The organism is Albimonas donghaensis, assembly GCF_900106695.1.
In the GTDB taxonomy this organism is placed as follows: Bacteria; Pseudomonadota; Alphaproteobacteria; order Rhodobacterales; family Rhodobacteraceae; genus Albimonas; species Albimonas donghaensis.
In genome coordinates, this window is record NZ_FNMZ01000001.1 from 153,202 (window position 1) to 177,281 (window position 24,080).

The following is a 24,080-nucleotide window of genomic DNA, read 5'->3' on the forward strand; positions in this document are numbered from 1 at the left end:
CCCCGGTGCGCCTCCGAATGCGCCTCCAAATACGTCTGGGCGGGGCGTTCGCCGCGGCCCTGCTGGCGGTCGCGCTGGGCCTGACCCTCGCCCTCGCCCCCGCCGGCCCGGCGCTGGCCGTGCAGCCCGACGAGGTGCTGGACGACCCGGCGCTGGAGGCCCGCGCCCGCGAGATCTCGGCCGAATTGCGCTGCCTGGTCTGCCGCAACGAGAGCATCGACGATTCCAACGCCGATCTCGCCCGCGACCTGCGCCTGCTGGTGCGCGAGCGGCTGGTGGCGGGCGACAGCAATGACGAGGTCCGGACCTACATGGTGGACCGTTTCGGCGAATACGTGCTGCTCAAGCCCACCTTCTCCGTGGCCAACATGGCGTTGTGGTTCGGGGGGCCGGCGCTGCTGCTCGCCGGCGGGTGGGCCAGCTGGCGCTATGTGCGCCGCGCCCGCCCCGGGGCCGCCGCCGCCTCCGCCCCCCTGACCGAGGACGAGAACGCCCGCGTCGCCGCCCTGATGCGCGACGAGGACTGACGGCGCCGAAGGCAGGGCCGCGGGGGCGCGATCGCGGGACGCGATCATCGGGCGTGATCGGGGGGGCGTGATCGGGGGGGCGTGATCGGGGGGGCGTGATCAGGCGGGCGTGATCGGGCGGGCGCTCCGCCTTGCCGCTTGCGTCAGGCGCGCGTTTTCCCCAAGTGATGGGGTCTCCCGTCCCCGCCCAGGAGCCGCCATGACCGCCCATGACACCCGCCTGACGACGCCCGACTACGCCACCCTGCGCGTGGCGCTGCGCGACGGGATCGCCACCGTGGCGCTGGCGCGTCCCGAGGCGCTCAACGCGCTCGACGCCCAGATGAAGATGGAGCTGATCCACGCCCTGCGCCTGGTGTCCGGCCATGCCCGCGCGGTGGTGCTGACCGGATTGGGGGAGGCGTTCTGCGCCGGGCACGCGCTGGGCGATGCGGCGGCGATCCGGGACCTCGACCTCGGCCGGACCATGCGGGAGGAGACGCGCCCCCTGCTGGAGGCGCTCGCCGCCTGTCCGCTGCCGGTGCTGGCGGCGGTGAACGGGGCCGCGGCGGGGGCCGGACTGGCGCTGGCGCTGGCCTGCGACATGGCGGTGGCGGCCGAGAGCGCGGAGTTCGCCGTCACCTCCTCGCGGCTGGGGCTGATCCCCGATGCGGGGCTGAGCTTCTGGTTGCCGCGGCTGGTGGGGCCGGCGCGGGCGCGGGGGCTGGCCATGCTGGGCGAGCCGTTGAGCGCGCGGCGCGCCGCCGACTGGGGCCTGATCTGGGAGGCGGTCCCCGACGACGCCTTCGCCGAGCGGGTCGAGGCCCGCGCCCGGGCGCTGGCCGACGGCCCCACCGCGGGGCTGCGCCTGACCCGCGACGCGCTGCGCGAGGGGCTGGAGAACGACTGGGGCGCCCACCTGGAGCGGGAGGCGGAATTGCAGGCCGAGGCCGGAACCACCCGCGATTTCCTCACCGCCGCCGTCGCCGCCGCCGAGGGCGGGACGCCGGTGTTCGAGGGCCGCTGAGGGCGGAGAGGGGAGGCCGGGGCTCGGGGGCGTCGAGCCCCCTCGCCCCGGCGCCGGCTTCGCCGTCGGGCGCCTGGCGGGACGCGGAGCGCGGCGGGAACACGTGCTCTGGAAATGAGAACAAAACGGGAATATCCTGCGGGGCCGAGATGGAGACTCAGCCCTTGAACACGGTGTCCCGATGCCAGCGCAGATAGACCGGGTGCGGACGGGCGGCGGCGGCCTGCGGCGCGATCAGCCGGCGGTCGGCGACCAGCAGCGCCTCCGCCCCGGGCGGCAGCCGGTCGCGGGCGGTGAGGATGCTCAGGTCGTCGTCGATCGAGATCAATCCCCGGTCGAACATCCAGTGCGCCGTGCCCGACAGGGCGACCCCGTTGCGCAGGGCGTCGGGGCCGTCGGCCTCGACCGCGCGGATATGGGCGGCCTGCACCTCCGGGCGCCCGCCGCCGTTGACGATGCGCAGGCCGGTCACGGCGCAGGTCTCGCGGTAGGCGGCTTTCACCTGCCGGGCGAAGGCGGCGTCGCGCAGGCGGCGCGCGGTCAGGCGCTCGACCAGCGGGCGGGGGGAGAATTGGGCGGGGGGCTCGGCGGCCTCCAGCGCCTCCGCGTCGGGAAAGGCGCCCCAGCGGCGGCGGGCGGGGGGCGGCGCGGAGGCCTGGTTCCCGGCCCCGTCCAGCAGCCCGTCCCGCCTCTCGTCCAGCACCTCGTCGCGCCTCTCGTCCTGCATCCAATCCTCGGCGCCCAGCTCATCGCGGACCCCGGCGAGGCCGGCGGCGACGATCGCCTCGAACTCCGCGTCCGGCAGGCTGCGCATGGCGCGCCCGAAGGCGCCCTTGTTGGTCGATCCGTCCGCCTTGCGCAGGGCGCTTTCCATGTAGAGATCGCCGCCATCCGCCCCGCCCCAACCCCCGTCCGCGGCGAGGCGGAACGGGACCGGCGTGGGAAAGGGCAGATACATCCCCGGCGTCATGCGGGCGTAGAAATGGTCGGCCCGGGCGGGGTCGCGGATCACGTCGCGCACCTGCGCCACGGCGAAATAGACCTGCCGCCCGCCCGCCCGGTCGCTGCCCGCCGCCACCCGCCGCGGCTCGTAATAGACGATCCAGTCGCCCACCGCCCGCTCCGCCACCGCCAGATAGGTGCGGGGGAAGTGGTAATGCGTCTCCGGCAGATCGTCGTAGATCGAGCCGTCCGCGTGGGTGAACACCGCCTTGACCATGCGGCCAGGCTATCCCTGTTCCATCCCGGCACGCCAGGGCCCGCGTGATGGGCTTCGCCGAGCTCTTCGCCACCTCGAATTTCACGTTCCTCACCGGGGCCTCGCACCCGGAGGAATACGCGCGCGAGGCCGCGGCGCTGGGCCTGACTGCCATCGCCATCGCCGACCGCAATTCCGTGGCCGGGGTGGTGCGCGCGCATCAGGCGTTGAAGGAGCTGGCGCGCGAGGCGGCGGAGGGCAGGGCGCCGGCCCCCGGAGATCCGGCGCCGCTGCGGGTCTCGGACAATATCGGCGACGCGGACGTGGCGGCGCGGGCCGAGGCGCTGGCCCTCGCCCGCGCCCGCCGTGCCGGCCCCCTGCGCGATCCCCGCGACGATAGCGCCGCCGAGCGCGCCGCCCGCGCCGCCGCCCTGCGTGGCGCGGAGCGGGGAGGCGCGACGGAACGGAGCGCGGCGGGGGAGGCTGCGACGGGGGAGGCTGCGGCGGGAGTGGACGCGGTGGGGGGAGCTGGGGCCCGGGGCGGCGGGGCCCGGGGCGGCGGGGCCGGAGCGCCCGCCGCCGCCGCATGCGATGAAACCCGCGCGCCGCGCCGCCACGGCGCGACGCGGGAAGAACGCGCGCGCCCTGACCTCGCGCATGCGCCCGGGAACGCAGCGGGGGTGTCCACAGGCGGCGCGCGCGCGGAGGCGCAGGGCGGTTCGGACGGCTGGGGGGCGCCTCGTTCCCCGGAGGCGCCCCGCAGGATCGGGCGCGACCCGCGGGACGGCCATGGCCCGGAGGGCCGGTTCGGACGCGCGCGCGCCGGGACGCTCCCGGCCGGTGCTGGCGCCGATGCCGCCGAGGATGGAGGAGAGGCGCCCGCGGGTCGGGCCCCCGGCGCGTCGGGGGACGCTCTGGCGAAGCCGGCGCAGGGCGCGGGTCCGGGGCGCATGAACGCCGCGGCGTCCTCTATGGCGGGGACGGGCGCGGCCGGCGGCCTTCCTTCTGCGCGCGCCCTCGGTCGTGAGATGCGGAACGACCCTGCCGGAGAGCGGTCGGCGGCGCAGTCGGACGCTCAGGGCCCCGCGCAGAGCCTGTCGCAGACCGACGCGGAGGACGCGGAGGGCGCGGGGCCGGTTGGGGCGGGCATGGCCGGAACGCCCGTCGAGCCCGCGCCTGACGGACCGCGGGAGGCGCGAACCGGCCCGCCGCCCGGCGCGCGGTCCGCAGGCGTCGCAGGCGGAGATGACGGCGCCGGGGCCGGGGACGAAAGGAGGGCTGAGCGCGGGTGCGTTTCGGGGTCAGGTCGGGACGGCCCGGCCCCTTCGCGCGATCCCGACCTGACCGCCTCCGCGGCGGGGAGGGAGGCCGAGGCGATCCGGGAGCCGGCTGCCTCGTCGGAGGACGCCCCCGCCCCTCAGGCCGCCCCCGCCGCCACGGCCATCGCAGCCGCCTCGCCTTCGCCGCCGCCGCATGAAGCGCAGTCCGGTTCCGTCGACCGCCCCGCCCTGCGGCCTCCGCATTCCGACGGCCCGACCCGTCCCGCGCCGCCCGTCTTCGCGCCGGTGGCGCCGCAGAGCCTGCCGCGGCTGATCCCCGCCGCCCTGCTGGCGCTGGAGGATGGGCAGGAACTGGTCGCGCTGCCCGTCGACCGCGCCGGGTGGAGCCGGCTGACCCGCCTGCTCACCGTCGGCAAGCGTCGGGCGGGCAAGGGCGAATGCCGGCTGACCGAGGCCGACGTGATCGCCCATGCCGAGGGGCTGATCCTGTTGTGGCGCGCGCCCGACCCGCTGCCGGCCCCCGCCGCGTCGGGGGCCGAGGGCTGGCTGGCCGAGGCCGCCGGGTCGCGCCGCCCCGCCGCCCCTCCCCGCCGACGCCCCACCCGTGGCGCATCGGCGGGGGGAGCGGCCCGGAGCGACGGTCCGGCTTCGGGCGCGGGCGCCCGCCCGAACGCCCCCCGGGGACTCGCCCCGGAGCCGCCCCTCGCCCCGACCGGCGACTCCGCCTCCGCCTCCGCCCCGGCCGGCGACTCCGCCCCGGCCCCCGCCCCCGCCGCCGCCCTCCCGCCGCGCCGGAAGGCCGGGGACGCCGCCGGCCCCTCCGCCCCGGGGCCGCACGCGCCTCCGTCGCAGGGCGGCGCGGGCGCTCCCTCGAAAACCCTGGCGCGGTGGACGCGCCGCCTCCCCGGGCAGGTGTTCTGCCTCGCCGCCCCCGCCTATGACGGCCGCGACGCCGCCCGGCTCGACGCCCTCGCCGCCACGGCCGAGGCCGCCGGCGCCCCCCTCGTCGCCTCCGCCGCCCCGCTGATGCATCGCGCCGCGCGCCGCCGGCTCGCCGATGTGCTCGCCTGCATCCGCGAAGGGACCACCATCGACCGCCTCGGCCGCCTCGCCCAGCCCAACGCCGAGCGCCGCCTGCGCGCCGAAGCCGAACTGCGCCGCATCTTCGGCCCCCACGCCCATGCCGTCGATCGCGCCGCCGAAATCGCCGGGCGCTGCCGCTTCGCGCTCACCGAACTGGCCTATGAATATCCCGACGAGGTCTCGCGCGGGGAGAACCCGCAATCCCGGCTCGAACGGCTCACCGAGGAGGGCCTCGCCCTCCGCTACCCCGACGGCCCCCCGCCGCGGGTCCGCGCCCAGGCGGACCATGAGCTCGCCCTGATCGGACGGCTGAACTACGCGCCCTATTTCCTCACCGTGCGCGACCTGGTGGCCTTCGCCGAATCCCGCGGGATCCTCTGCCAGGGGCGCGGATCGGCGGCCAATTCCATCGTCTGCTACGCGCTGCGCGTCACCTCCATCGGCCCCGAGATCGCCTCCATGGTGTTCGAGCGCTTCGTCTCCGAGGCCCGCGACGAGCCCCCCGACATCGACGTGGATTTCGAACACGAACGCCGCGAGGAGGTGATCCAGCACATCTACGAACGCTACGGCCGCCACCGCGCCGGGCTCTGCGCCACGGTGATCCACTACCGCGCCCGCCGCGCGATCCGCGAAGTGGGCCGGGCCATGGGGCTCTCGGCCGATGCCATCGGCGCGCTCGCCAGCCAGGTCTGGGGCTGGTCCGCCGACGCCATCCGCGACGAGCGCATCCGCGAAGTCGGTCTCGACCCCGGCGACCCGCGCCTGGCGCTGACGCTGGATCTGGTGGCGGAGCTGATCGGCTTTCCCCGCCACCTGTCGCAACATGTCGGCGGCTTCATCATCACCAAGGGCCGGCTCGACGAACTGGTCCCCATCGAGAACGCGGCGATGGAGGACCGCACCACCATCGAATGGGACAAGGACGATATCGACGCGCTGGGCATCCTGAAGGTGGATGTGCTGAGCCTCGGGATGCTGACCTGCGTGCGCAAGGCCTTCGAGCTGATCGAGCGGCATGGCGGCCCGCGCTGGGATCTCGCCACGCTGCCGCCGGAGGATCCGGAGGTCTACGACATGCTGTGCGAGGCGGATTCGGTCGGCGTCTTCCAGGTGGAATCCCGCGCCCAGATGAATTTCCTGCCGCGCATGCGCCCGCGCTGCTTCTACGACCTGGTGATCGAAGTCGCCATCGTCCGCCCCGGCCCGATCCAGGGCGACATGGTCCACCCCTACCTGCGCAGGCGACGGGGGGAGGAGGTGGTGACCTTCCCCTCCGACGAACTGGGCGAGGTGCTGGGCAAGACGCTGGGCGTGCCGCTGTTTCAGGAGCAGGCGATGCAGATCGCCATCATCGGCGCGGGGTTTTCGCCCGAGGAGGCCGACCGCCTGCGCAGGGCGCTGGCGACGTTCCGCAAATCCGGGACCATCGGGGATTTCCGGGCGCGCTTCCTCGCGGGGATGGCGGCCAACGGCTACGAGGCCGGCTTCGCCGAGCGCTGCTTCTCCCAGATCGAGGGGTTCGGGGAATACGGCTTTCCCGAGAGCCACGCGGCGAGCTTCGCGCTGCTGGTCTACGCCTCGGCCTGGCTGAAACGGCGCCACCCGGCGGCCTTCGCCTGCGCGCTGCTCAACGCCCAGCCGATGGGCTTCTACGCGCCCGCCCAGATCGTGCGGGATGCGCGCGGGCACGGGGTGGAGGTGCGCCCGGTCTGCGTGAACGCGAGCTATTGGGACAACGTGCTGGAACCGGCGCCGGGCTCGACCTCGGGCTTCGCGCTGCGGCTGGGGTTCCGGCAGATCAAGGCGATGAAGGAGGAGGACGCGGCCTGGCTGTCGGCCGCGCGGGGCAACGGCTACCGCTCGGCCGAGGACGTGTGGCGGCGCGCGGGGCTGGGGCCGGCGGCGATCGCCGTGTTGGCCGAGGCGGACGCCTTCGCCGGGCTGGGCCTGGGGCGGCGGGACGCGCTGTGGCAGGCGAAGGCGATTTCGGGCGAGGCGCCGTTGCCGCTGTTCGAGGGCTTGCTGGAGGGCGAGGGGATCGAGGAGCCGCCGACGCTCCTGCCCGCGATGACCGAGGCCGAGGAGGTGGTGGAGGACTACGTGGCCCTGCGCCTGACCCTGCGCGCGCATCCGCTGGCCTTGCTGCGGTCGCGGCTGAGCCCGGGGTTCGAGGGGCTCGCCCTGGCCGGGGGGGCGGACGCGGGGGGCGTCGAGCCCCCCGCGCCCGCCGGCCCTGCGGGCCGCGGCGCCCGGATTGCCGGTGGGGCGCCGGGGGCGGGCGGGGCGCAGGGCGGTTCGGTTCGGGACGGGCCGCGGCGCGCCGGGTCGGGGGGCGGGCCAGAGGCGCCTGGCGAAAAGGGCGCGGCCACGTCCGGGCCGCGGCGCATCGCGTCGCCGGGGCAGGGGGATGCCGAAAGCCCGGCGGGTGCGGACCGCGAGGGGGAGGAGCAGCGGGGAGACCGGCTGGCGCTGCCGTCATCCTCCGCGCAGGCGCATGGATCGAGGTCGGCGCAGGAGGAGGACGGCGCTCCATCTCCGGCCCGGCGTCATCTCGCCGCCAGGCGACGCCCCCTGCCGAATGCCCCCCGCGAGGGGGCGGAGGGACCGGCCCTCGCGCAGGGGGGCGACGCATGGCGGGGCCGCGCCGAAACGGGGCGCCCGCCGGCGCCGGGGGCGGGCGTTTCCGGTGGGACGGACTCTTCGGACCGGGTGGCGCCGCCCTCGCCGCCTGCAGGAGCCCCGGAGGCCGGAGAGGCGGGGGCTCCGGGACGCGAGCCGTCGCCCTCCAGGCGCCCGTCTCGCGGTGAGCCGCGGGCGGAGGGCGCCGTTCCCGCGCGCCTCCGCGACATGTCGGGGGGAGGACGGACCGCCGCTTCCGCCGACCCCTCCGCCGAAATCGCCGGCGCCTGCATGCGGGGGCCCGACGAGCAGAGCGGCGCCCCCCCCTCCGGCCGGGCGGCGGGGGGCCTGCGACGCGATCCGTCCGCCGGGCCGGACCTTGCGGTGGCGGGCGATGGCCGGGCGCCGCGGGTCGGGCGCCCGCCCGTCCCGGGCCGCGCCGTCTCCGCCGGTCTCCGGGACGCGCCGGGCGGCGGGCGCGGCCGGGCGCAGGAGAGGGAGGACGCCGCGCGAGGGGCGCGGCCTGAGCTGAGCGGCGCGGGCGCGTCGGACCATGGCGGCGGGGCGGGCGCCTCCGGCTCCACGGAACCCGCCTCCGCCCGCCTCGCCGCGACGCCGCCCGCCCGTCCCGACTGGCCGCGCCCGCCCGCCTGCCTGCCCGCGGACTTCCTGCATCTGCCCCCGGAACGGGCCCGGGTCGCGGTCTGCGGGCTGGTCATCGTGCGCCAGCGCCCGGGCTCCGCCGGGGGCGTGGTCTTCGCGACGCTTGAGGACGAGACGGGCGTGGTGAACGTGGTCATCTGGCAGCGGGTCTACGAGGCCTTCCGGCGCGAGATCATCGCCGGGCGCCTGATGCGGGTGCTTGGCCGCGTGCAGCGCGACGGCAAGGTCGTGCATGTGGTGGCGGAGCGGATCGAGGACCTCTCCGCCATGCTCGACGATCTCGGCCGCGGCGCGCGGACCATGCCCGACCCCGCCGGCCCCACCGACGAGGCCCGCCGTCCGCTGCCGGAGGGACGCGGCGGGGTGGGAGGGGGAGGAGCAGGCGCCCGCCACCCCCGTCACCAGGCGCGAAAACTGTTCCCCTCCCGCGACTTCCACTGAAGTCCCCGGGCCGGGGTCAAGCCGTCAGGGGCGGGCCAGCCTGCCGATCCGCTCCAGCATGATCTCGGTCGAGCCGTCGGCGAAGGAGGCCGCCTGCATCCCCGCGATATGGCGCGAGAACAGGCTGTCCGCCTTCAGACCGGACGCGCCATGGGCGTGAAGAAGCTCCGGTATGTGCTTGTTCGCCAGCCCGATTCCCACATATTTCGCCTGCGCGGCGATGAGCTGGGTGTCCTCGCCGGCGCTGTGCTCGGCCTCGGCCTTTCGGACCAGGGCGCGGGCGGCGGCGAGCTCGGCCTCCGCGCCCGCCAGCCGCCAGCGCCAGCCCTGGTGTTGACCGAGCGGTTTTCCGAAGGAATTCCGGGACTTGCCATAGGCGGTGGCGCTGTCCAGGGCTGCGTCAACCATGCCGAGACACATGGCGGCGACATAGATCCGGGCGCCGTTGATCTCGGACATGATCTGGCGGAAGGCGGCGCCGGGCTCCATGATCAGCGCCTCCTCGGGCGCCTCGTAGTCGGTCAGAGAAAAGCCGCCGATCCCGTTGGCATGTATGGCGAAAGTCCCGCTGTCCGGAGTGCGGGAAAAGCCGGGGCGGTCGGCCTCGACGATGAAGGCGCCGATGCCGGCCCCGTCGCCCTGCGTCCCGGTCTGGGCGAAGCAGATGGCCACCGAGGCGTGCTGGGCGTTGGTGATCCAGGCCTTGGCGCCGTTCAGCCGCCAGCCGCCGGGGATCCTTTCGGCCCGGGTGGCGATACTGGCGAAGTCGGAGCCGGCGCCGGGTTCGGTCAGCGCGGCGCAGCCGGTGGTCTCGCCGGCCATCATCGGCGGGAACAGGCGCTGGGCCAGCGGGTTGTCGGTGAGCTTCGCCAGGCGCCAGGCGGTGTTGTGGGTGTTGAGAATGGCCATGGAGAAGCCGAAGCAGGCGCGGGCCAGCGCCTCGGCGATCTCGGATTTCGCGGCGAAGGACATCCCCAGCCCGCCCTGGGCCCCGGGGATCTGGATCGAGGTCAGGCCAAGCCCGGCGGCGGCGCGCAGGGCGGCGAGGTCGGGGGCGCGGTCGCGCTCGCAGGCCTCGGCGGCGGGGACCAGGTCCTGGTCGGCGAAGGCGCGGGCGCGCGCGACAAGGGCGCGCTCCTGGGATGTCAGGGTCATGTGGGCGTTCCTCCCGCCGCGCGTGTTGGGGTCGGCGGCTTGGGAGGCAGCCTAGGCGCCGCGCCGTCCCGGGACAAGCCGGGGACGCGCGCCGATCAGGCCGCGGCTTCGCCGGGGTTTTCGCGCGCGGTCTGGATCGCGGCCGAGAGGTCGCTGAGCGAGTAGGGCTTGGGCAGGAACACGAAGCCCTCCAGCCCGTCGAGACTGCGCCGGAACGCGCCCTCCGCATAGCCGGAGACGAAGACCACGGCCACGTCGGGGCGCGACTGGCGGGCGGTCTTCACCCAGCTCGGCCCGTCGAGCCCGGGCATCACCACGTCGGACACGATGACATCGATATGCAGGTCCTCATCCTCGAGCAGGGCGAGCGCCTCCTCGGCGTTCTCGGCCTCCAGCACCGTGTAGCCGCGCAGCCCGAGGGCGCGGGTGGCGAAGGACCGGACCGGGGCCTCGTCCTCCACCAGCAGGACCACGCCGTCCACGGGGGTCTGGGCGGCGCGCGGCGCGGGAGGGGGGGCGAGCGCGGCGGGCTCGGTCGCCTCGGACCCGGCTTCGTGGCGGGGCAGATAGACGGTGAACACGGCGCCCGCGCCCGGCGGGCTGTCGGCGAAGATGAAGCCGCCGGTCTGCTTGACGATGCCATAGGCGGTGGAGAGGCCGAGCCCTGTGCCCTCGCCCACCTTCTTGGTGGTGTAGAACGGCTCGAATATCTGCCCGATGCGGTCCGGCGGGATGCCCGAGCCGCTGTCCAGCACCTCCACCGCCACGTAGGGCCCTGAGGGGATCACGGCGCGGTCCCGGCGGAATTCGCGGTCGAAGGTGACGTTGCGGGTGCGGATGCGGACCTCGCCCCCGCCGGGCATGGCGTCGCGCGCGTTGACCACGAGGTTCATCACCACCTGCTCGAACTGGCGTTCATCGACCCGCACCAGGCCCAGATCCGCGCCATGCTCAAGCCTCAGCTGCACTTTCTCCCCCAGCAGGCGGTTGAGCAGATGCGACAGCTCGGTCAGCGTCTCGGTCAGCTGGGTGACCTTGGGGCGCAGGGTCTGCTTGCGCGAAAAGGCCAGCATCTGGCGCACCAGGGCGGCGGCGCGGTTGGTGTTCTGGCGGATCTGCATCAGGTCGGGATGGTCCGCGTCGGTGGCGTCGCGGCGCATCAGAAGCAGGTCGCAATGGCCGGCGATGGCGGTGAGCAGGTTGTTGAAATCATGCGCGACCCCGCCGGCGAGCTGGCCGACCGCCTGCATCTTCTGGCTCTGGACGAACTGGGCCTCCAGCGTCTTGAGCTCGGTGGCGTCGCTGAGCACGGCCACCAGGCAGGGGGCGCCGCCCTGTTCGCCGCGGGTGAGGGAGAGCTGGAGGAAGGTCTCCCGATCCTCGCGCCGGCCTCGAGCGATCTCGGATCGGCCGGAGGCGCGCCCGCGGGCGGCTTCCGCGATGCGCTCGGGGATCGAACGTCCCAGCCCTTCGGCCAGGGCGGAAAGCCGGGCGCCCGGCGCCGCGCCGGGCCCGAGCAGGCGGCGGGCGGGTTCGTTGGCCGAGAGCAGCACGCCGTCCAGGTCGAGCCGCGCGATGGCCACCGGCAGCCGGTCGAAGCTTTCGCCTTCGCCGCCGGCCATGCCATGCGCGCCGGGGGTCAGCAGCCAGCCGCGGGGACGGGACGCAAGGGACGCGTCCTCGGCCGGGTCCGGCGCCTCCATGGAGGCGTCGCCGGCGTCCTCCGGCTCGGGCCTGGAGGCGCTGGGCATGGCCGGGATCTCCACCCAGCGAAGGGGCGTGCCGTCGAGCGCGGTCGGAGCTTCGTCCGCGGCCCCTCCCGGTCCCCCGGGGGCGCCGGGAGGGGCGGCGCGGCCGATCAGGCGCGCCTCGATCCCGGGAACCAGGGCGCGCGCGGCGGTGTTGGCGCGCAGGGCCCCGCCGTCGCGCAGGACCATGGCCAGGCCGGCCGCCTCCATCGCGTCCGAAAGCGCGGCCGAGTCGGCGGCTTCCTCGGGATAGAGCCGCCAGATCAACACGTCGGGCGCGAGCAGCGCCAGCGCGATCGCCCGCCGGGCGCCGTCGAAACGCAGGCTGCGGTTCGAGGCGCGGCGGTGCAGACGGGCCTGGCGCAGGATGCGGTAGACCTCGGCGGTGGCGGGCACGGCGTCGGGCGCGGTCTCGAACAGGGATTCGATCATCTCGGGCAACACGCGGCCGTCGCCGGCGCCCATGGCGCGCAGCGCGGCGCGCAGCGCGGGATTGGCCCCGATCAGGGCGCCGCGCAGGTCGGTGACCGCGGTCGGCACCGGATCATGGGCATGCAGCGCCTCCATCGCGCGGGCGGCGGCCGGGCGTCGGGCGGGGGCGAGGCGGGCGAAGGGCCCGGCGCCGGCCAGCAGCCCGACCAGTCCCGCCCCGATCACGAAGGCCGCGAGGGCGATGACCGTGGCCTCGTCGGCGAAGGCCCAGGCCACCGCCAGCACGGTCAGCGCGAGCGCGGCGAGCGAGACGATCAGGCGGCCCGGTCCCGCCGGGACGCCGGAGGGCCGCGAGGCATCGCCCGGACGCGGGGCCCCGGCGTCCGCGCCATGGGCGGGGGAGGCGGGCGAGCCGGGGGCAGGCGGATCCCCAGCAGGCGCTTGAGGCGCCTCGGCGTCGGCGCGCGCGGTCCCGCCATCCTCGGCGGAGACGCAGATCGCATCCTCGATATCGCTGGCCTTGTCGGCGGCGCCGGGGCTCGCGGGGGGGCGGGCGCCGCTGCTCGCGGCAGGGTCCGGACGGCCGGTCATAGGCGGGCTCGGCGATGGATCCGGGGGTGGGCTCGGGGCTGGGCTTGGTGACGGGCTCGGTGACGGGCGCCGGCGCGGCGCCGGCCTGGTGTGCCGCGCCTCGAAGCCGCCGTTGCGGGCGCGCCATCGCGAACCGGTCGCATCATCGTCTCATCCTCCGCAGCCCCGATCGCCGGCATGCGTCGCCGGCCTCGGTCGCCGGGGGAAATCAAACCCGGAAACACTTATAAATTGTAAAGCGGGCCTGTCGAACCCTTTCAGGATGTTTCGATCCGGGTCAAAGACGGCGGAAACGGGCCGCGTAGAAGCCGTCCCCGCCTTCGAGCGGGGTCAGGATCATGTCGCCCTCAAGCGTGAAATCCGGGCTTCGGGCGGCGAATTCACGGGCCTGGGCGCGATTCTCGGCCTCCAGAAGCGAGCAGGTCGCGTAGACCAGCCGCCCGCCGGGGGCGACCCGCGCGGCGGCGCGGTCGAGGATGGCGGCCTGGGTCTCGACCAGGGCCGAGAGATCCCCGGAACCGAATCCCCATTTCGCGTCCGGGTTGCGCCGCCAGGCCCCGCTGCCGGAGCAGGGGGCGTCGACCAGCACCAGGTCGCAGGGCGGCGCCGCCTCGGGGTCCGTCACGCGACGGATGCGGGCGCCGGCCCGCGCGGCCCGGGCGGGCAGGTCGGACATGCGGCGCGGGTCGCCGTCATGGGCGAAGACCTCGCCCTTTCCCTCCATCGCCGCCGCCAGCGCCAGCGCCTTGCCGCCGCCGCCCGCGCAGAAATCCAGCGCGCGCTCGCCCGGGCGGGCGTCGGCGAAGGCGGCGACGGCCTGGCTGGCGATGTCCTGGATCTCCACCGAGCCGTCCAGATAGGCGGCGGCGCGGCGCAGGGCGCGGGCCCCGGCCGTCACCCGCAGCGCGTCGGGCAGCGCAGGCAGGGCGGCGCCGGGAGCGGGGGCGAGCGCGACGGGCTCCGCCGCGATGCCCTCGGCCGCGAGCGCGGCGCGCGCGGCTTCGGGCGTGGCGCGCAGGCGGTTGACCCGCAGGTCGAGCGGCGCGCGCTCGCCCAGCGCGGAGAGCACGGCGGGGGCCTGCTCGCCCAGGCTGTCGCGCATCGGGGCGGCCAGCCAGTCGGGCAGGTCGAACCGGACCGGATCGGGCGCGGCGGCCGGGTCCGCGTCGCGGCGCAGGGCCAGCCAGGCGCGCTCGGCCTCCGTGGGCGGGGCGGGCGCGTGGCCGAGGCCGGAGAACAGGACGTCGAGCGTCCCGGCCTCGTCGGCCAGGGCGAGCAGGCGGGGACGGGCGCCGGCGGGCGGCTCGGCGTCCTCCGCCATCGGCGGCCAGGCCAGCGAGCGCCAGCGGCGCAGGGCGGCGTAGACGAGATCCGCCACCGCGGCCCGGTCGCCGGACCCCGCGAAGCGCGAGCGGCGGCCCCAGGCGATCAGGTGGCGGTCCATCGGTTCGTTCCCCGCCTCAAGCGGCCGGAAGCGGTCGAGGATCTCGATGGCGGCCTGGGCGCGGGCGGCGGGGGTCATGGGGGTCTCCGGCGAGGGCGGGGGGCTGGGCCGGGGTCATGGCGCGCGGGGCCGGCGCGGGCAAGACGCGCGGCGCGGGATGCGGCGACGCGCGGCGCCGGGGCGGGATGCGGCGCGACAGGGCGGCGGGCAAGGGAACGCGGCGGGGGGAGGCGCGGGCGCCTCCCCCCGCCCAGGGAGCCCGTCCGGGTCAGTCGGCGAAGCGGGCCGTCACATAGGCCGACTTGCGCGCGAGATAGTCGCGCGCGATCGCCAGGTCGAACTGGTCGAAGGCGTGGATGCCGCCGGGATAGACCGCAAGCTCCGCGTCCAGCCCCGCCCCCGTCCAGCGCGCCGCCATGGCGAGGCTGTCGTCCAGCAGCGGGTCCGCCGTGCCCACCTGGAACAGCGCCGGGGGCATCCCCGAGAGATCCGCCAGCAGGGGCGAGGCCAGCGGGTCCGCCATGACCGAGGCGTCCGGGCACAGGTTGGCCGCGAACCAAGCGATGGTCGGGGTCGACAGCACCATCGTCTTGTCCCCCCAGTTGCGGGCCGAGGCGGTCATGCGCAGGTCGAAACAGCCGTAGTTCAGCACCGCGCCCTTGATGCGTCCCAGCAGCCCGCGCTCCCGCAGCGCCAGCAGGACCACGGCGCTCAGGTGTCCGCCGGCGCTCTCGCCGCCGATGACATGGGGCAGATCGCCGAAGGGCAGCGTCTCCAGCGCCCAGATCGCGGCGCCCACGCAGTCGTCATGGGCGGCGGGCCAGGGGTGCTCGGGCGCGAGCCGGTATTCGATGGAGATGACCGCGGCCCCGGTTTCCGCGGCCAGAAGCTGGTTCTGCGCGTCGGAGAACTTGGGGCTGCCCAGCGTCCAGCCGCCGCCATGGATGTGCAGGTAGACGCCCTTCGGCGCGCCCTCGGGCAGGGAGACGCGGACGCGCCCCGTGCCGGCGTTGATCTCGCGCCAGTCGGAGCCGGGCAGGGGGCCGCCGGACGGGAAGATGCCGCGGCCTTCCTCGCGCGCCTGGCGGGTCAGCTCCACCGGGACCTCATGGGTCGCGGGGAGCTTGTTGAAGATCGCCTCCATCTCGGCGATGAAGGCCGCGGTCTCCTCGGAGATCGCCTCCTTGGCGAAAAGCTTGGGGTCGAGTTCGAGCATTGGCGCCGCCTCCCATCCGGCGGGGCGCAGCAGACCCCGGTCGGCGGGCGATGGCAAGGGGGCGGGGACGTAGAGAAGGGGGCCGCGCGACGACCCGCACGCCGGTGGCGGCGGGGGCGCCCGCGCGGCGGCTCAGCGGACGGCGCGGATGGCGCGGTGGCGGAGCGGATCGCGCGGGCGCGGGCTGAGGGGGGCGGCCAGGGGCGGCGGCCGAACGCCCCGAGCACGCGGCGCCGGAGGAACCGCGCCGGGATGCGGGGTCAGGGCCGCTGACGCCTCGGGCCCCGGCCGTCGCCCGCGATGCGACGCGACGCGACCTGGCGACCTCCGCAGCGCCTGCCGGCGTCGCGACGCGCGCCGGGGCCTCGACGGCCCCGGCGCAAGTCCGCCCCCTTCAGGCTTCGCGGGCCCAGAGCGTCCCGCACAGCGTGCCCAGCTTCGCCTCCACCGCCTCGGCCGCGGCCAGCGCCACGTCCTCGCGATAGCGCGAGGCCACGAACTGCGCCCCCACCGGCAGGCCGTCGACCAGCCCCAGCGGGGCCGCCGCCGAGGGCAGGCCCAGCATGTTGAAGATCCCGATGAACATCACGTCGTTGCTCCAGAGCTTGCGCGTGTCCTCCGGCGCCCCGATATCCGCCCCCCTGGCGAAGGTCGGCGCCAGGCTCATCGGGGCCAGAACCACCGGATATCGCTCCAGGAACTCCAGCCAGCGCCGCTGCCAGGTCAGCCGGGCCGAGCACGCCTCCATGAACCCCTTCAGGTCCAGCTGCGAGGTGTAGGCGTCCATCCCCTTCCAGGCGGTCCTGAAATCGTCCGAGGCGACCTCCAGCATCCCCTCGCCCATCATCACGTTCATCTCGGTCAGCAGGATGTCCGCCCAGACCTGCCAGCAGGCGCGCACGTCGGGGACCTCGACCTCGTCCACCTGCCAGCCCGCGTCCGCCAGCGCGTCCGCCGCCGTGCGCAGCAGCGCCATGATGCGCGGATCGGCCTCCGCCCCCTCGGGCAGCTTCGCCAGCGCGACCTTCTTCGCCACGTCCGGCCCCTTCAGCGGCGCCGGCGTCCAGAACGGGTCGCGCGGATCGCGCCGGGACATCACCTCCAGCCCCAGCCGCACATCCGCGACCGAGCGCGCCAGCGGCCCCTGGGTGGAGAAAAGTTGCGCCATCATCGGCCGCTCCGCCGGGGCCGAGGGGTTGAAGGCCGGAATCCGCCCCTGCGTCGGCTTGATGGTGGCGATGCCGTTGCAATGCGCCGGCCAGCGCAGCGAGCCGCCGATGTCGTTGCCATGCCCGATGCAGCCGAAGCCCATCGCCGTGGCCGAGCCCGCGCCCCCCGAGGACCCCCCGCAGGTGATCGCCGGATCCCAGGGGTTCAGCGTCTCGCCATGCAGGGGGTTGTCGGTATGCATCCGCATGGAGAATTCGGGCGTGTTGGTCAGCCCGATGCAGATCGCGCCGGCCTTGCGCAGGTTGCCCACCACCGCCGAGTCCTCGGCCGCGATGTTGTTCGCCAACGAAGGCGCGCCGTTGGAATTGGCCTGGCCCGTGTAATCCACGTTGATCTTGATGGTCACCGGAACGCCGGTCAGCAGGTCCGGGCTTTCGCCCCGCGCCAGCGCCTGGTCGACGCCCCGCGCCGTGTCCACCGCCTCGTCGCCCAGATCGACCACCACCGCGTTCAGCGCCGGGTTGGCGGCGCGCATGCGGGCGACATGAGCCTCGGCCACGGTCTCGGCGCTGATCTCGCGCGCGCGGATGGCGCGGGCGGTGCGCGTGGCGGTCCATTGCCAGATCGGATCGCTCATCTCGGGTCTCCTCGCAGGGGCGGGGCGAGTCGGAACGGCGGCTCCGACGCGCAGGTCGGGGCCGAGCCTAGTGAGCGCATCGCGACGCCCACAATGCCGACTGTCGACATTTCGCGTATGACGTAACGTCATTGGGGGCCGCGCGACGACCGACCGGCTGCGCGGAGGTCGCCGCACGGGACCCGTGGCCGCTCGTGCCGCCCTCTCCGCGCGGCGCGGGCGGGCCCTCGCAACCCGCGTCCGCCCCGACGCGCCGCCTCCGAGCCGATCCGCCGGGCGCCTCGGTCGACCCGAGGCGCGAGCCCGTGTCTCGCGGATCGCGCCAGGGTTGACGCGCGCTCCCGCTCCGGGCTAGCTGAACACGGGGGCGAGGGTCGGGCGACAAGGCTACGCATGGCGCGGCTCACAGCCACTTCCATATCCGGAGCGGATCTCGTCACGCTCTCCAGCTCGCTTGGCCGCGATCCGGAGACCGGCCTCCTGACCGCGTCCGACACCGCCGATCTCTTCGACTGGACGACCCCCGCGGGGATCGCCGCGCAGGCCCGGGGCGCGCCCGGCGCCTTCGCGCTCGACCCCGAGGGCGAGCCCTCCGGCCCCGTCACCCGCCTGTCGCTGACGCTGGAGGACGGCGGCGCCCTTCATCTCAGCCCGGTCCGGGTCGGCGATCCGCTGGGCGACCTCGCGGATTTCGCCGCCGCGGGGCCCATCGCAGGCGCCTTCGACGCGCTGCTGGCCGGGGCCGACCAGTTCGACGCGGGCGGCGCGGGGTCGGTCCGGCTTTTCGGCGACGCCCTGATCGCGACGGATGACGCGGTCGGCGGGCGCGACGCCTTCACCCTCTTCGATGCCGGCGACCGCATGGTGGCGGCGGATTTCTGGATCGTGCCGGAATACGTGTTCTCCGCCGCGGGAGGCGGGGACGAGGTGCTGATCCTCTCCGGCGGCGCCCTGCATGTCTGGGGGGACGCGCCGCTGCTGCTCGACCGCGCCTCGCCCGACGGCGCGCGCTTCACCGGCGGTGGCGACCGGCTCGACGCCTCCGGCGCGACCCCGGCCGCGCCCGGAACGACCCCCGATGCGGTGCTGGTCGGCGATGTCGGCGCGGTCGGCGCCAACTGGGAGATGGTCGGCGGGCATGACGCGCTCTCGGCGCCCAGCTGGGGCGGCGCGCTCTTCGGCGACGCGCTCGGGGCCGGGGCAGGGGCGCGGCTGGCGGGCGGCGACGACCTGCTGACCGGCGGCGCCGGCGTCGACCGGCTTTTCGGCGACGCGCAGGACCTGTCCGGCCCGGTGGATTTCGCGCCCGGAGAGGACACGCTGATCGGGGGCGAGGGCGACGACCTCATCTACGGCGACGCCCGCAGCGTGGACGCGGAGGTCTTCGCGGCGTCGGACGACCTCGCGCCCCTGACCGGCGGCGACCTGATCCAGGCCGGCGCGGGCGACGATTTCGCCGATGGCGGCTGGGGCGACGACGAGATCGAGGGCGAGGCCGGCGACGACCGCCTTCTGGGGCGCGAGGGCGACGACCAGCTTTCGGGCGGCGAGGGCGACGACCGTCTGGGCGGCGGCGACGGCGCGGACTTTCTGGACGGCGGCGACGGCGCGGACCGGCTGGGCGGCGGCGCGGGCGACGATACGCTGATCGGCGGCGCGGGGGCGGACGTGCTGGCCGGCGGGGCCGGGCGGGACACGCTCGACGGCGGCGCGGGGCGGGACAAGCTGCGCGGCAAGGCCGGCGCGGACCTGCTGGAGGGGGGCGGCGGCCATGACCTCCTGGTCGGAGGCGCCGGATTCGACACGCTCGACGGCGGCGGGCGCGCGGACCGCCTGCGCGGCGGCGCCGGCCGGGATCGGCTGGACGGCGGGGCGGGGCGGGATACGCTCGACGGCGGCTCGGACGCCGACCGGCTGAACGGGGGCGCGGGCGCGGACAAGCTGCGCGGCGGCGGCGGCGCCGACCTCTTCATCTTCGCCGCCGGGGACGGCCGCGACAGGATCCTGGACTTCGAGCCCGGCCGCGACGCCCTGAGCCTCCAGGGCGGCCTCGCGCCGCTGGAGGCGACCGAGACCCGCGCCGGCCTCCGCCTGGTCGGAGAGGATCTGGCGGTGGTGCTGCTTCGCGTCGCCCTCGACGATTTCGGCGAGGACCTGCCGGACTGGATCGCCTGATCCCGCCGCCCGCGGGGGCGCCGTCGCCGTGCCCAGCTCGGCGCCGGCCTTCGCCGGGAGCGGCGCGCCCGGCGAAGGCCGGGCATCGCGTGTCGTTTCCCCCTGCACGCTCGTCGGCGCAGGGATGCGCCGGGCCGCGCGGACCCCGCCCTCGGCGCCCGTCCTGTCAGGCGGTCGCGCACGGGGCGGGCGGCTCGGCCCCGCCGCCGCTTCGGCCCCGCCTGCTGTTCGGTCGCGTCGAGCGCACACCGGTTTCGCGCGGGGCGTCAAAACGGCTCCGGGACTGTTCCGAGCGGCGATGTCCGGAGCGTCCCGCGAGACTTTCCCGGCGGTATGCGCTCAGGCGGCCTCGATCGCGAGGCGGCGGGCGGCGCGTTGGCGGGCGGCCTCGCCGAACGCGGTGTAGATCGCCTGGCTGACCGGGCTCTCCCAGGCCATCCACTCGGCATGCCACTGCACGCCCAGCGCCAGGCCGGGCGCGTCGCGGATCACGATCGCCTCCGGGGTGCCGTCGGGGGCGTGGCCCTCGATCACCACCCGCGGGCCGGGGTCGATGATGCCCTGGCCGTGCAGGGTGTTGGTCATCACCTCGGTCGCCCCGAGCAGGCGGTGGAAGGTCCCGCCCTCTGCGAAGGTCACCGCGTGGCGCAGGGCGAATTTCTCTTCGACCGTGCCGTCGGGGGGCATGCGGTGGTTCATGCGCCCGGGCAGGTCGCGGATCTCGGGATGCAGGGTCGCGCCGAAAGCCACGGCCAGCTCCTGGAAGCCGCGGCAGATGCCCAGCACCGGCGCCCCCGCCGCCACCGCGGCCCGGATCAGCGGCAGGGTCACGCCGTCGCGCTTGGGGTCGAAGGGGGCGTGGGCCTCGGTCTCCTCGTGACCGTAATGCGAGGGATGCACGTTGGCCCGTCCGCCGGTGAACAGGAAGCCGTCGCAGGCCGCGAGCAGGTCGTCGGGGTCCACGGCTTCGGGCAGGGCCGGGATGATCAGCGGCAGGCAGTCGGCCGCGTGGCGCAGGGCGCGCATGTTCATCTCTCCCGCAGCCGAGACCGCGAAGGTCTCGTTGATCAGCATGGCGTTGGAGATGACGCCGATGACGGGACGGGGGGAACGGGCGGGCATGGCGCCTCTCGGGGCTGGACTGGACAGAAGGGGCCGGACGCGGTCCGGCGGGTTCGGGGCCGAAGGTAGCGTCGCGGGGGCCGCGCGCCAAGGGCGTGAGGCGACGCGGGGGCGCCGGGGTCGGGAAGCGCCGCGGCCCGGCGCTTGATCCCGGTCAAGGCGGCGGCGCGTTCGATGCCCGAGACTGCGCGGGCCGGCCGCCGCTCGGCCCCCGCCGCCTCCGCCCTCGTCGCCGCGTCGCGCAACGGAGGCGCGCGGAACGGGCGCGCGGACCGGCCCCTGGTTGACGCACAGAAGGACAAGGCGATGAGCCATACCCCGCACGAACTGGCCGAGGCGCTGCCCGGCGAAGCCGCCAACATCTCCGCCCGCAAGGCCTCGGATCCGCATTTCGCGCGGCTGGCGGAGGAGTATCACACGCTGAACCGCGAGATTCACCGCGGCGAAACCAATGTCGAGCCGATGGACGACCTGCGGCTCGAAACCCTGAAGAAGAAGCGGCTGGCCCTGCTGGACGAGATCAAGGGCATGCTCGCCGCCGCCTGAACCGGAGGGAGGCGGCGCCGGATCCCGCGCGCTGGTGGCGCAGGGGGCGCCGGCGCCGCCGGTCACCGGCTCGCGGAAGGCGCCGGGGCGAGGCGGGGCCGTTCCGCCTTCCCGGCGCCGCCCGCGGCACGGTCCGGCGCGGCGCCGGCGCCCGGGCGCGGCCTGGCGCGCGGGTCGAGGCGCCGCTCCCTCGCCCCAACTGGGGGCGGGCGCCCGGATCATATTCCCGGATCAGCCCCCCAGTTCAGCCCCCCCGATCAGGCGTCAAGCATGCGGGACACGATCTCGGCCATGTCGCGCGACAGGCCCTCGGTCGCGGCGATGCGGGAGAGTTCCGCCCGGATCAGCTTCTGACGCTTCGCGTCATAGCGCCGCCAGGTCTCGAAGGCGCCGGCCACCCGCGCCGCGGTCTGCGGGTTCACCGGGTCGAGCCGGATCAGCCAGTCGGCGAGGAAGCGATAGCCCGACCCGTCGGCCTGGTGGAAGGCGCAGGGGTTCTGGGCGAAGGCCGCGACCAGCGAGCGGAAGCGGTTGGGCGTCTTCCACGGAAAGTCCGGCGCCTCGGACAGCGCCTTCACCCGCGCCAGCGTGTCGGGGCGCGAGGCCGTGGCCTGCAGCATCCGCCACTTGTCCATCACCAGCGGATCATGGCGCCAGTCGGCGGCGAAGGCGTCCAGCGCCGCGTCGGCGGCCGGCGAGCCGCTGGCCAGCAGCGCCGCCAGCGCCGGCAGCCGGTCCGACATGTTGGCCGCGCCGCATTGCGCCTCGGCCATGCCGGCCCCCACCGGCAGCCGGGCCAGCAGCCCCAGCGCCGCGGCCCGCAGCGCCCGGCGCCCGGCGTCGCCGGCCTCGGGCGTGTAGGGGCCGGGGGTCTCCATCGCTTCGTAGAGCCCGCGCAGTTCCGGCTCCAGCGCCTCGGCCAGCGCCTTGCGGGCCGCCTTGGCCGCGGCGTGGATGGCGTCGGGATCGGCGGGGCGGCCGCGGGACCAGGTCTCGCGCGCGATCTCGTCCTCGCCGGGCAGGGTCAGCAGCAGGGCGCGGAAGGCCGGGTCCAGCGACGCGTCGGTGATCGCGGGCAGCAGCGCCTCGGCGAAGGCGTCGGCGGAGGCCGCGCCCATCATCACCTCCAGCGCCAGCGCCCGCGCCGCCTCCCAGCGGTTGAACGGGTCGCGGTCATGGGCGAGCAGGAAGGCGCGCTCGGCCTCGGACGAACGCCGCTCCAGGATCACCGGCGCCGAGAAGCCGCGCAGCAGCGAGGGGACCGGCCGCTCGGGCAGCTCGAAGCTCCAGCAGCGTTCGGTGTCGTCGAGCTCCAGCACGCCGGGCTCGATCAGCTCGCGCCCGTCGGCGCCCAGCAGCCCGAAGGCGACCGGGATCGGCACGGGTTTCTTCAGCGGCTGGCCGGGGGTGGAGGGGGTCTCCTGGCGCAGGGTCAGCGTGTAGCGCCCGCCCTGGCCCGGCGCGTCCTCCACCCAGCCCTCCGAGACCGTGACCCGCGGCGTGCCCGCCTGCGCGTACCACAGCCGGAACCGGGTCAGGTCGCGGCCCGAGGCGTCCTCGAACACCGCGATCCAGTCCTCGATGGTGCAGGCCTGCCCGTCATGACGGTCGAAATAGAGGTCGAGCGCCGCGCGGTAGGTCTCCGCCCCCACGATCAGGCGCAGCATGCGGATCAGCTCGGCGCCCTTTTCGTAGACGGTGGCGGTGTAGAAGTTGTTGATCTCGATGAACTCTTCCGGCCGCACCGGGTGGGCGAGGGGGCCCGCATCCTCCCGGAACTGGCGGGCGCGGAGCATCTTCACCTGGTCGATGCGCTGCACCGCCTCCGAACGCATGTCGGCGGAGAACTGCTGGTCGCGGAAGACCGTCAGCCCCTCCTTCAGGCAGAGCTGGAACCAGTCGCGGCAGGTGATGCGGTTGCCGGTCCAGTTGTGGAAATACTCGTGGGCGATGATGCCTTCGATCAGCTCGTAATCGCGGTCGGTGGCGGTCTCCGGCGAGGCGAGGACATATTTCGAGTTGAAGACGTTGAGCCCCTTGTTCTCCATCGCCCCCATGTTGAAGTCGTCGACCGCGACGATGTTGAAGACCGAGAGGTCGTATTCGCGGCCATACTCCGTCTCGTCCCAGCGCATCGAGCGCTTCAGGGCGTCCATCGCATAGGCGCAGCGGTCCTCGTCGCCGGGGCGGACGTGGATCGCAAGGGCCACCGGGCGGCCTGAGGCCGTCGTGAAGGCGTCCGTGTGGGCGACCAGTTCGCCTGCCACCAGCGCGAAGAGGTAGGAGGGCTTGGGCCAGGGGTCGGTCCATTCGGCGAAGTGACGGTCGCCGGGCAGGGGGCCGGTCGCGCCGGGCTCGCCGTTGGACAGCAGCACGGGGATCGAGGTCGGCGCCTCGATCCGCACCGCGTAGGTGGCCATCACGTCGGGGCGGTCGGGGAAATAGGTGATCTTGCGGAAGCCCTCGGCCTCGCACTGGGTGCAATAGACGCCGTTGGAGAGGTAGAGGCCCTCCAGCTCGGTGTTGGCCTCGGGGTCGATCTCGACCTCGGCCTCCCAGGTGAAGGCGTCGGGCAGGGGGGCGTTGTCGGCGGGGGCGAGGGTCAGGCCCTCCTCGTCCACGGTGATCGAGGGCAGGGCGTCGGTCCCGTCGACGGCGGCGGAGAGCAGGCGCAGCTTCTGGCCGTCCAGCCGCAGCGGGCCGCCGGCGGCTTCGCCCGGGCCCTTGACGAAGCGGATGCGGGCGCGGACCCGGGCGCCCCTGGGGGCGAGGTCGAAGGTCAGGTCCACATGCTCGGCGACCCAGGCCGGCGGGGCGTAGTCGGCGAGGCGGATCGGCGTGGGGCTGACGTCGGGACGCATGCTCGGCTCCTGCAATCGTTGGCGTCCGGAGAGTTGACCGGCGGCAGGCGGGGCGCAAGGCGCCTGGGCGGGTCCGGGCCGAAAGTCGCGGATCCGGATTTTCGAAAGGGGGGGACGGGGGCGGCCCTCGCGGCGCGGCGCGCCGCATCGGCCCCGCCCAGCC

General features: G+C 75.2%; 13 protein-coding genes and 1 pseudogene. 6 read left to right on the top strand and 8 right to left on the bottom strand.

Annotated features, from left to right (window positions below):
- Window positions 1-17: 17 nt before the first annotated feature.
- Window positions 18-527: a cytochrome c-type biogenesis protein gene (locus BLV24_RS00665; RefSeq protein WP_092679223.1), complete on the top strand. Its 510-nt coding sequence runs from the start codon at window positions 18-20 to the stop codon at window positions 525-527.
- 199 nt (window positions 528-726) lie between these two features.
- Window positions 727-1,533, top strand: a complete 807-nt coding sequence (locus tag BLV24_RS00670) for an enoyl-CoA hydratase-related protein (protein WP_092679224.1) — start codon at window positions 727-729, stop codon at window positions 1,531-1,533.
- 157 nt (window positions 1,534-1,690) lie between these two features.
- Here the strand turns inward: BLV24_RS00670 and BLV24_RS00675 are convergent, their stop codons facing one another.
- A complete protein-coding gene (locus tag BLV24_RS00675; RefSeq protein ID WP_092679225.1) occupies window positions 1,691-2,752 on the bottom strand; it encodes an HNH endonuclease in 1,062 nt (353 codons plus the stop codon).
- 47 nt (window positions 2,753-2,799) lie between these two features.
- On the opposite strand from BLV24_RS00675, the pseudogene BLV24_RS23015 reads away from it, so the two are divergent.
- Window positions 2,800-2,991, top strand: a pseudogene (locus tag BLV24_RS23015) (PHP domain-containing protein); the annotation flags it as partial.
- A gap of 1,305 nt (window positions 2,992-4,296) precedes the next feature.
- The gene (locus tag BLV24_RS21345) at window positions 4,297-8,820 is read left to right on the top strand and encodes an error-prone DNA polymerase (RefSeq protein WP_245710320.1); all 4,524 of its coding nucleotides are present in this window, start codon (window positions 4,297-4,299) and stop codon (window positions 8,818-8,820) included.
- 24 nt (window positions 8,821-8,844) lie between these two features.
- On the opposite strand, the gene BLV24_RS00685 is transcribed toward BLV24_RS21345, so the two are convergent.
- The 5 genes from BLV24_RS00685 to BLV24_RS00705 all read right to left on the bottom strand — a co-directional run bounded on the left by BLV24_RS00685 (window position 8,845) and on the right by BLV24_RS00705 (window position 17,213).
- Entirely contained in the window at window positions 8,845-9,975 is a 1,131-nt protein-coding gene (locus BLV24_RS00685; protein ID WP_092679227.1) for an acyl-CoA dehydrogenase family protein, read from the bottom strand.
- 95 nt (window positions 9,976-10,070) lie between these two features.
- Window positions 10,071-12,746 (bottom strand): ATP-binding response regulator, encoded by a 2,676-nt coding sequence (locus tag BLV24_RS00690; protein WP_245710321.1) that lies wholly within the window; start codon window positions 12,744-12,746, stop codon window positions 10,071-10,073.
- Window positions 12,747-13,023: 277 nt separating this feature from the next.
- Window positions 13,024-14,268, bottom strand: a complete 1,245-nt coding sequence (locus tag BLV24_RS00695) for an RsmB/NOP family class I SAM-dependent RNA methyltransferase (RefSeq protein ID WP_092679228.1) — start codon at window positions 14,266-14,268, stop codon at window positions 13,024-13,026.
- 190 nt (window positions 14,269-14,458) lie between these two features.
- Entirely contained in the window at window positions 14,459-15,406 is a 948-nt protein-coding gene (locus BLV24_RS00700) for an alpha/beta hydrolase (protein WP_092679229.1), read from the bottom strand.
- 394 nt (window positions 15,407-15,800) lie between these two features.
- Complete coding sequence (locus BLV24_RS00705) at window positions 15,801-17,213, bottom strand: amidase (protein ID WP_218133312.1); 1,413 nt, start codon at window positions 17,211-17,213, stop codon at window positions 15,801-15,803.
- A gap of 393 nt (window positions 17,214-17,606) precedes the next feature.
- Between BLV24_RS00705 and BLV24_RS22730 the strand changes: the two genes are divergently transcribed.
- Window positions 17,607-19,388, top strand: coding sequence for a calcium-binding protein (locus BLV24_RS22730; RefSeq protein WP_143040177.1), 1,782 nt, complete (start codon window positions 17,607-17,609; stop codon window positions 19,386-19,388).
- Between the two features lie 339 nt (window positions 19,389-19,727).
- On the opposite strand, the gene BLV24_RS00715 is transcribed toward BLV24_RS22730, so the two are convergent.
- Complete coding sequence (locus BLV24_RS00715) at window positions 19,728-20,510, bottom strand: gamma-glutamyl-gamma-aminobutyrate hydrolase family protein (protein WP_092679231.1); 783 nt, start codon at window positions 20,508-20,510, stop codon at window positions 19,728-19,730.
- Between the two features lie 306 nt (window positions 20,511-20,816).
- Between BLV24_RS00715 and BLV24_RS00720 the strand changes: the two genes are divergently transcribed.
- The gene (locus tag BLV24_RS00720) at window positions 20,817-21,056 is read left to right on the top strand and encodes an HP1242/YdcH family protein (RefSeq protein WP_092680199.1); all 240 of its coding nucleotides are present in this window, start codon (window positions 20,817-20,819) and stop codon (window positions 21,054-21,056) included.
- A gap of 257 nt (window positions 21,057-21,313) precedes the next feature.
- Here BLV24_RS00720 and pepN read toward each other — a convergent pair whose 3' ends face one another.
- Window positions 21,314-23,917, bottom strand: a complete 2,604-nt coding sequence (gene pepN, locus BLV24_RS00725) for an aminopeptidase N (protein ID WP_092679232.1) — start codon at window positions 23,915-23,917, stop codon at window positions 21,314-21,316.
- Window positions 23,918-24,080: the final 163 nt, after the last annotated feature.

Coding starts and splice junctions, on each gene's coding strand:
- BLV24_RS00675 (WP_092679225.1), bottom strand. CDS start 2,752: ATGGTCAAGGCGGTGTTCACCCACGCGGACGGCTCGATCTACGACGAT.
- BLV24_RS00685 (WP_092679227.1), bottom strand. CDS start 9,975: ATGACCCTGACATCCCAGGAGCGCGCCCTTGTCGCGCGCGCCCGCGCC.
- BLV24_RS00670 (WP_092679224.1), top strand. CDS start 727: ATGACCGCCCATGACACCCGCCTGACGACGCCCGACTACGCCACCCTG.
- BLV24_RS00705 (WP_218133312.1), bottom strand. CDS start 17,213: ATGAGCGATCCGATCTGGCAATGGACCGCCACGCGCACCGCCCGCGCC.
- BLV24_RS00665 (WP_092679223.1), top strand. CDS start 18: ATGCGCCTCCAAATACGTCTGGGCGGGGCGTTCGCCGCGGCCCTGCTG.
- pepN (WP_092679232.1), bottom strand. CDS start 23,917: ATGCGTCCCGACGTCAGCCCCACGCCGATCCGCCTCGCCGACTACGCC.
- BLV24_RS00715 (WP_092679231.1), bottom strand. CDS start 20,510: ATGCCCGCCCGTTCCCCCCGTCCCGTCATCGGCGTCATCTCCAACGCC.
- BLV24_RS00700 (WP_092679229.1), bottom strand. CDS start 15,406: ATGCTCGAACTCGACCCCAAGCTTTTCGCCAAGGAGGCGATCTCCGAG.
- BLV24_RS22730 (WP_143040177.1), top strand. CDS start 17,607: ATGGCGCGGCTCACAGCCACTTCCATATCCGGAGCGGATCTCGTCACG.
- BLV24_RS00690 (WP_245710321.1), bottom strand. CDS start 12,746: ATGACCGGCCGTCCGGACCCTGCCGCGAGCAGCGGCGCCCGCCCCCCC.
- BLV24_RS00720 (WP_092680199.1), top strand. CDS start 20,817: ATGAGCCATACCCCGCACGAACTGGCCGAGGCGCTGCCCGGCGAAGCC.
- BLV24_RS00695 (WP_092679228.1), bottom strand. CDS start 14,268: ATGACCCCCGCCGCCCGCGCCCAGGCCGCCATCGAGATCCTCGACCGC.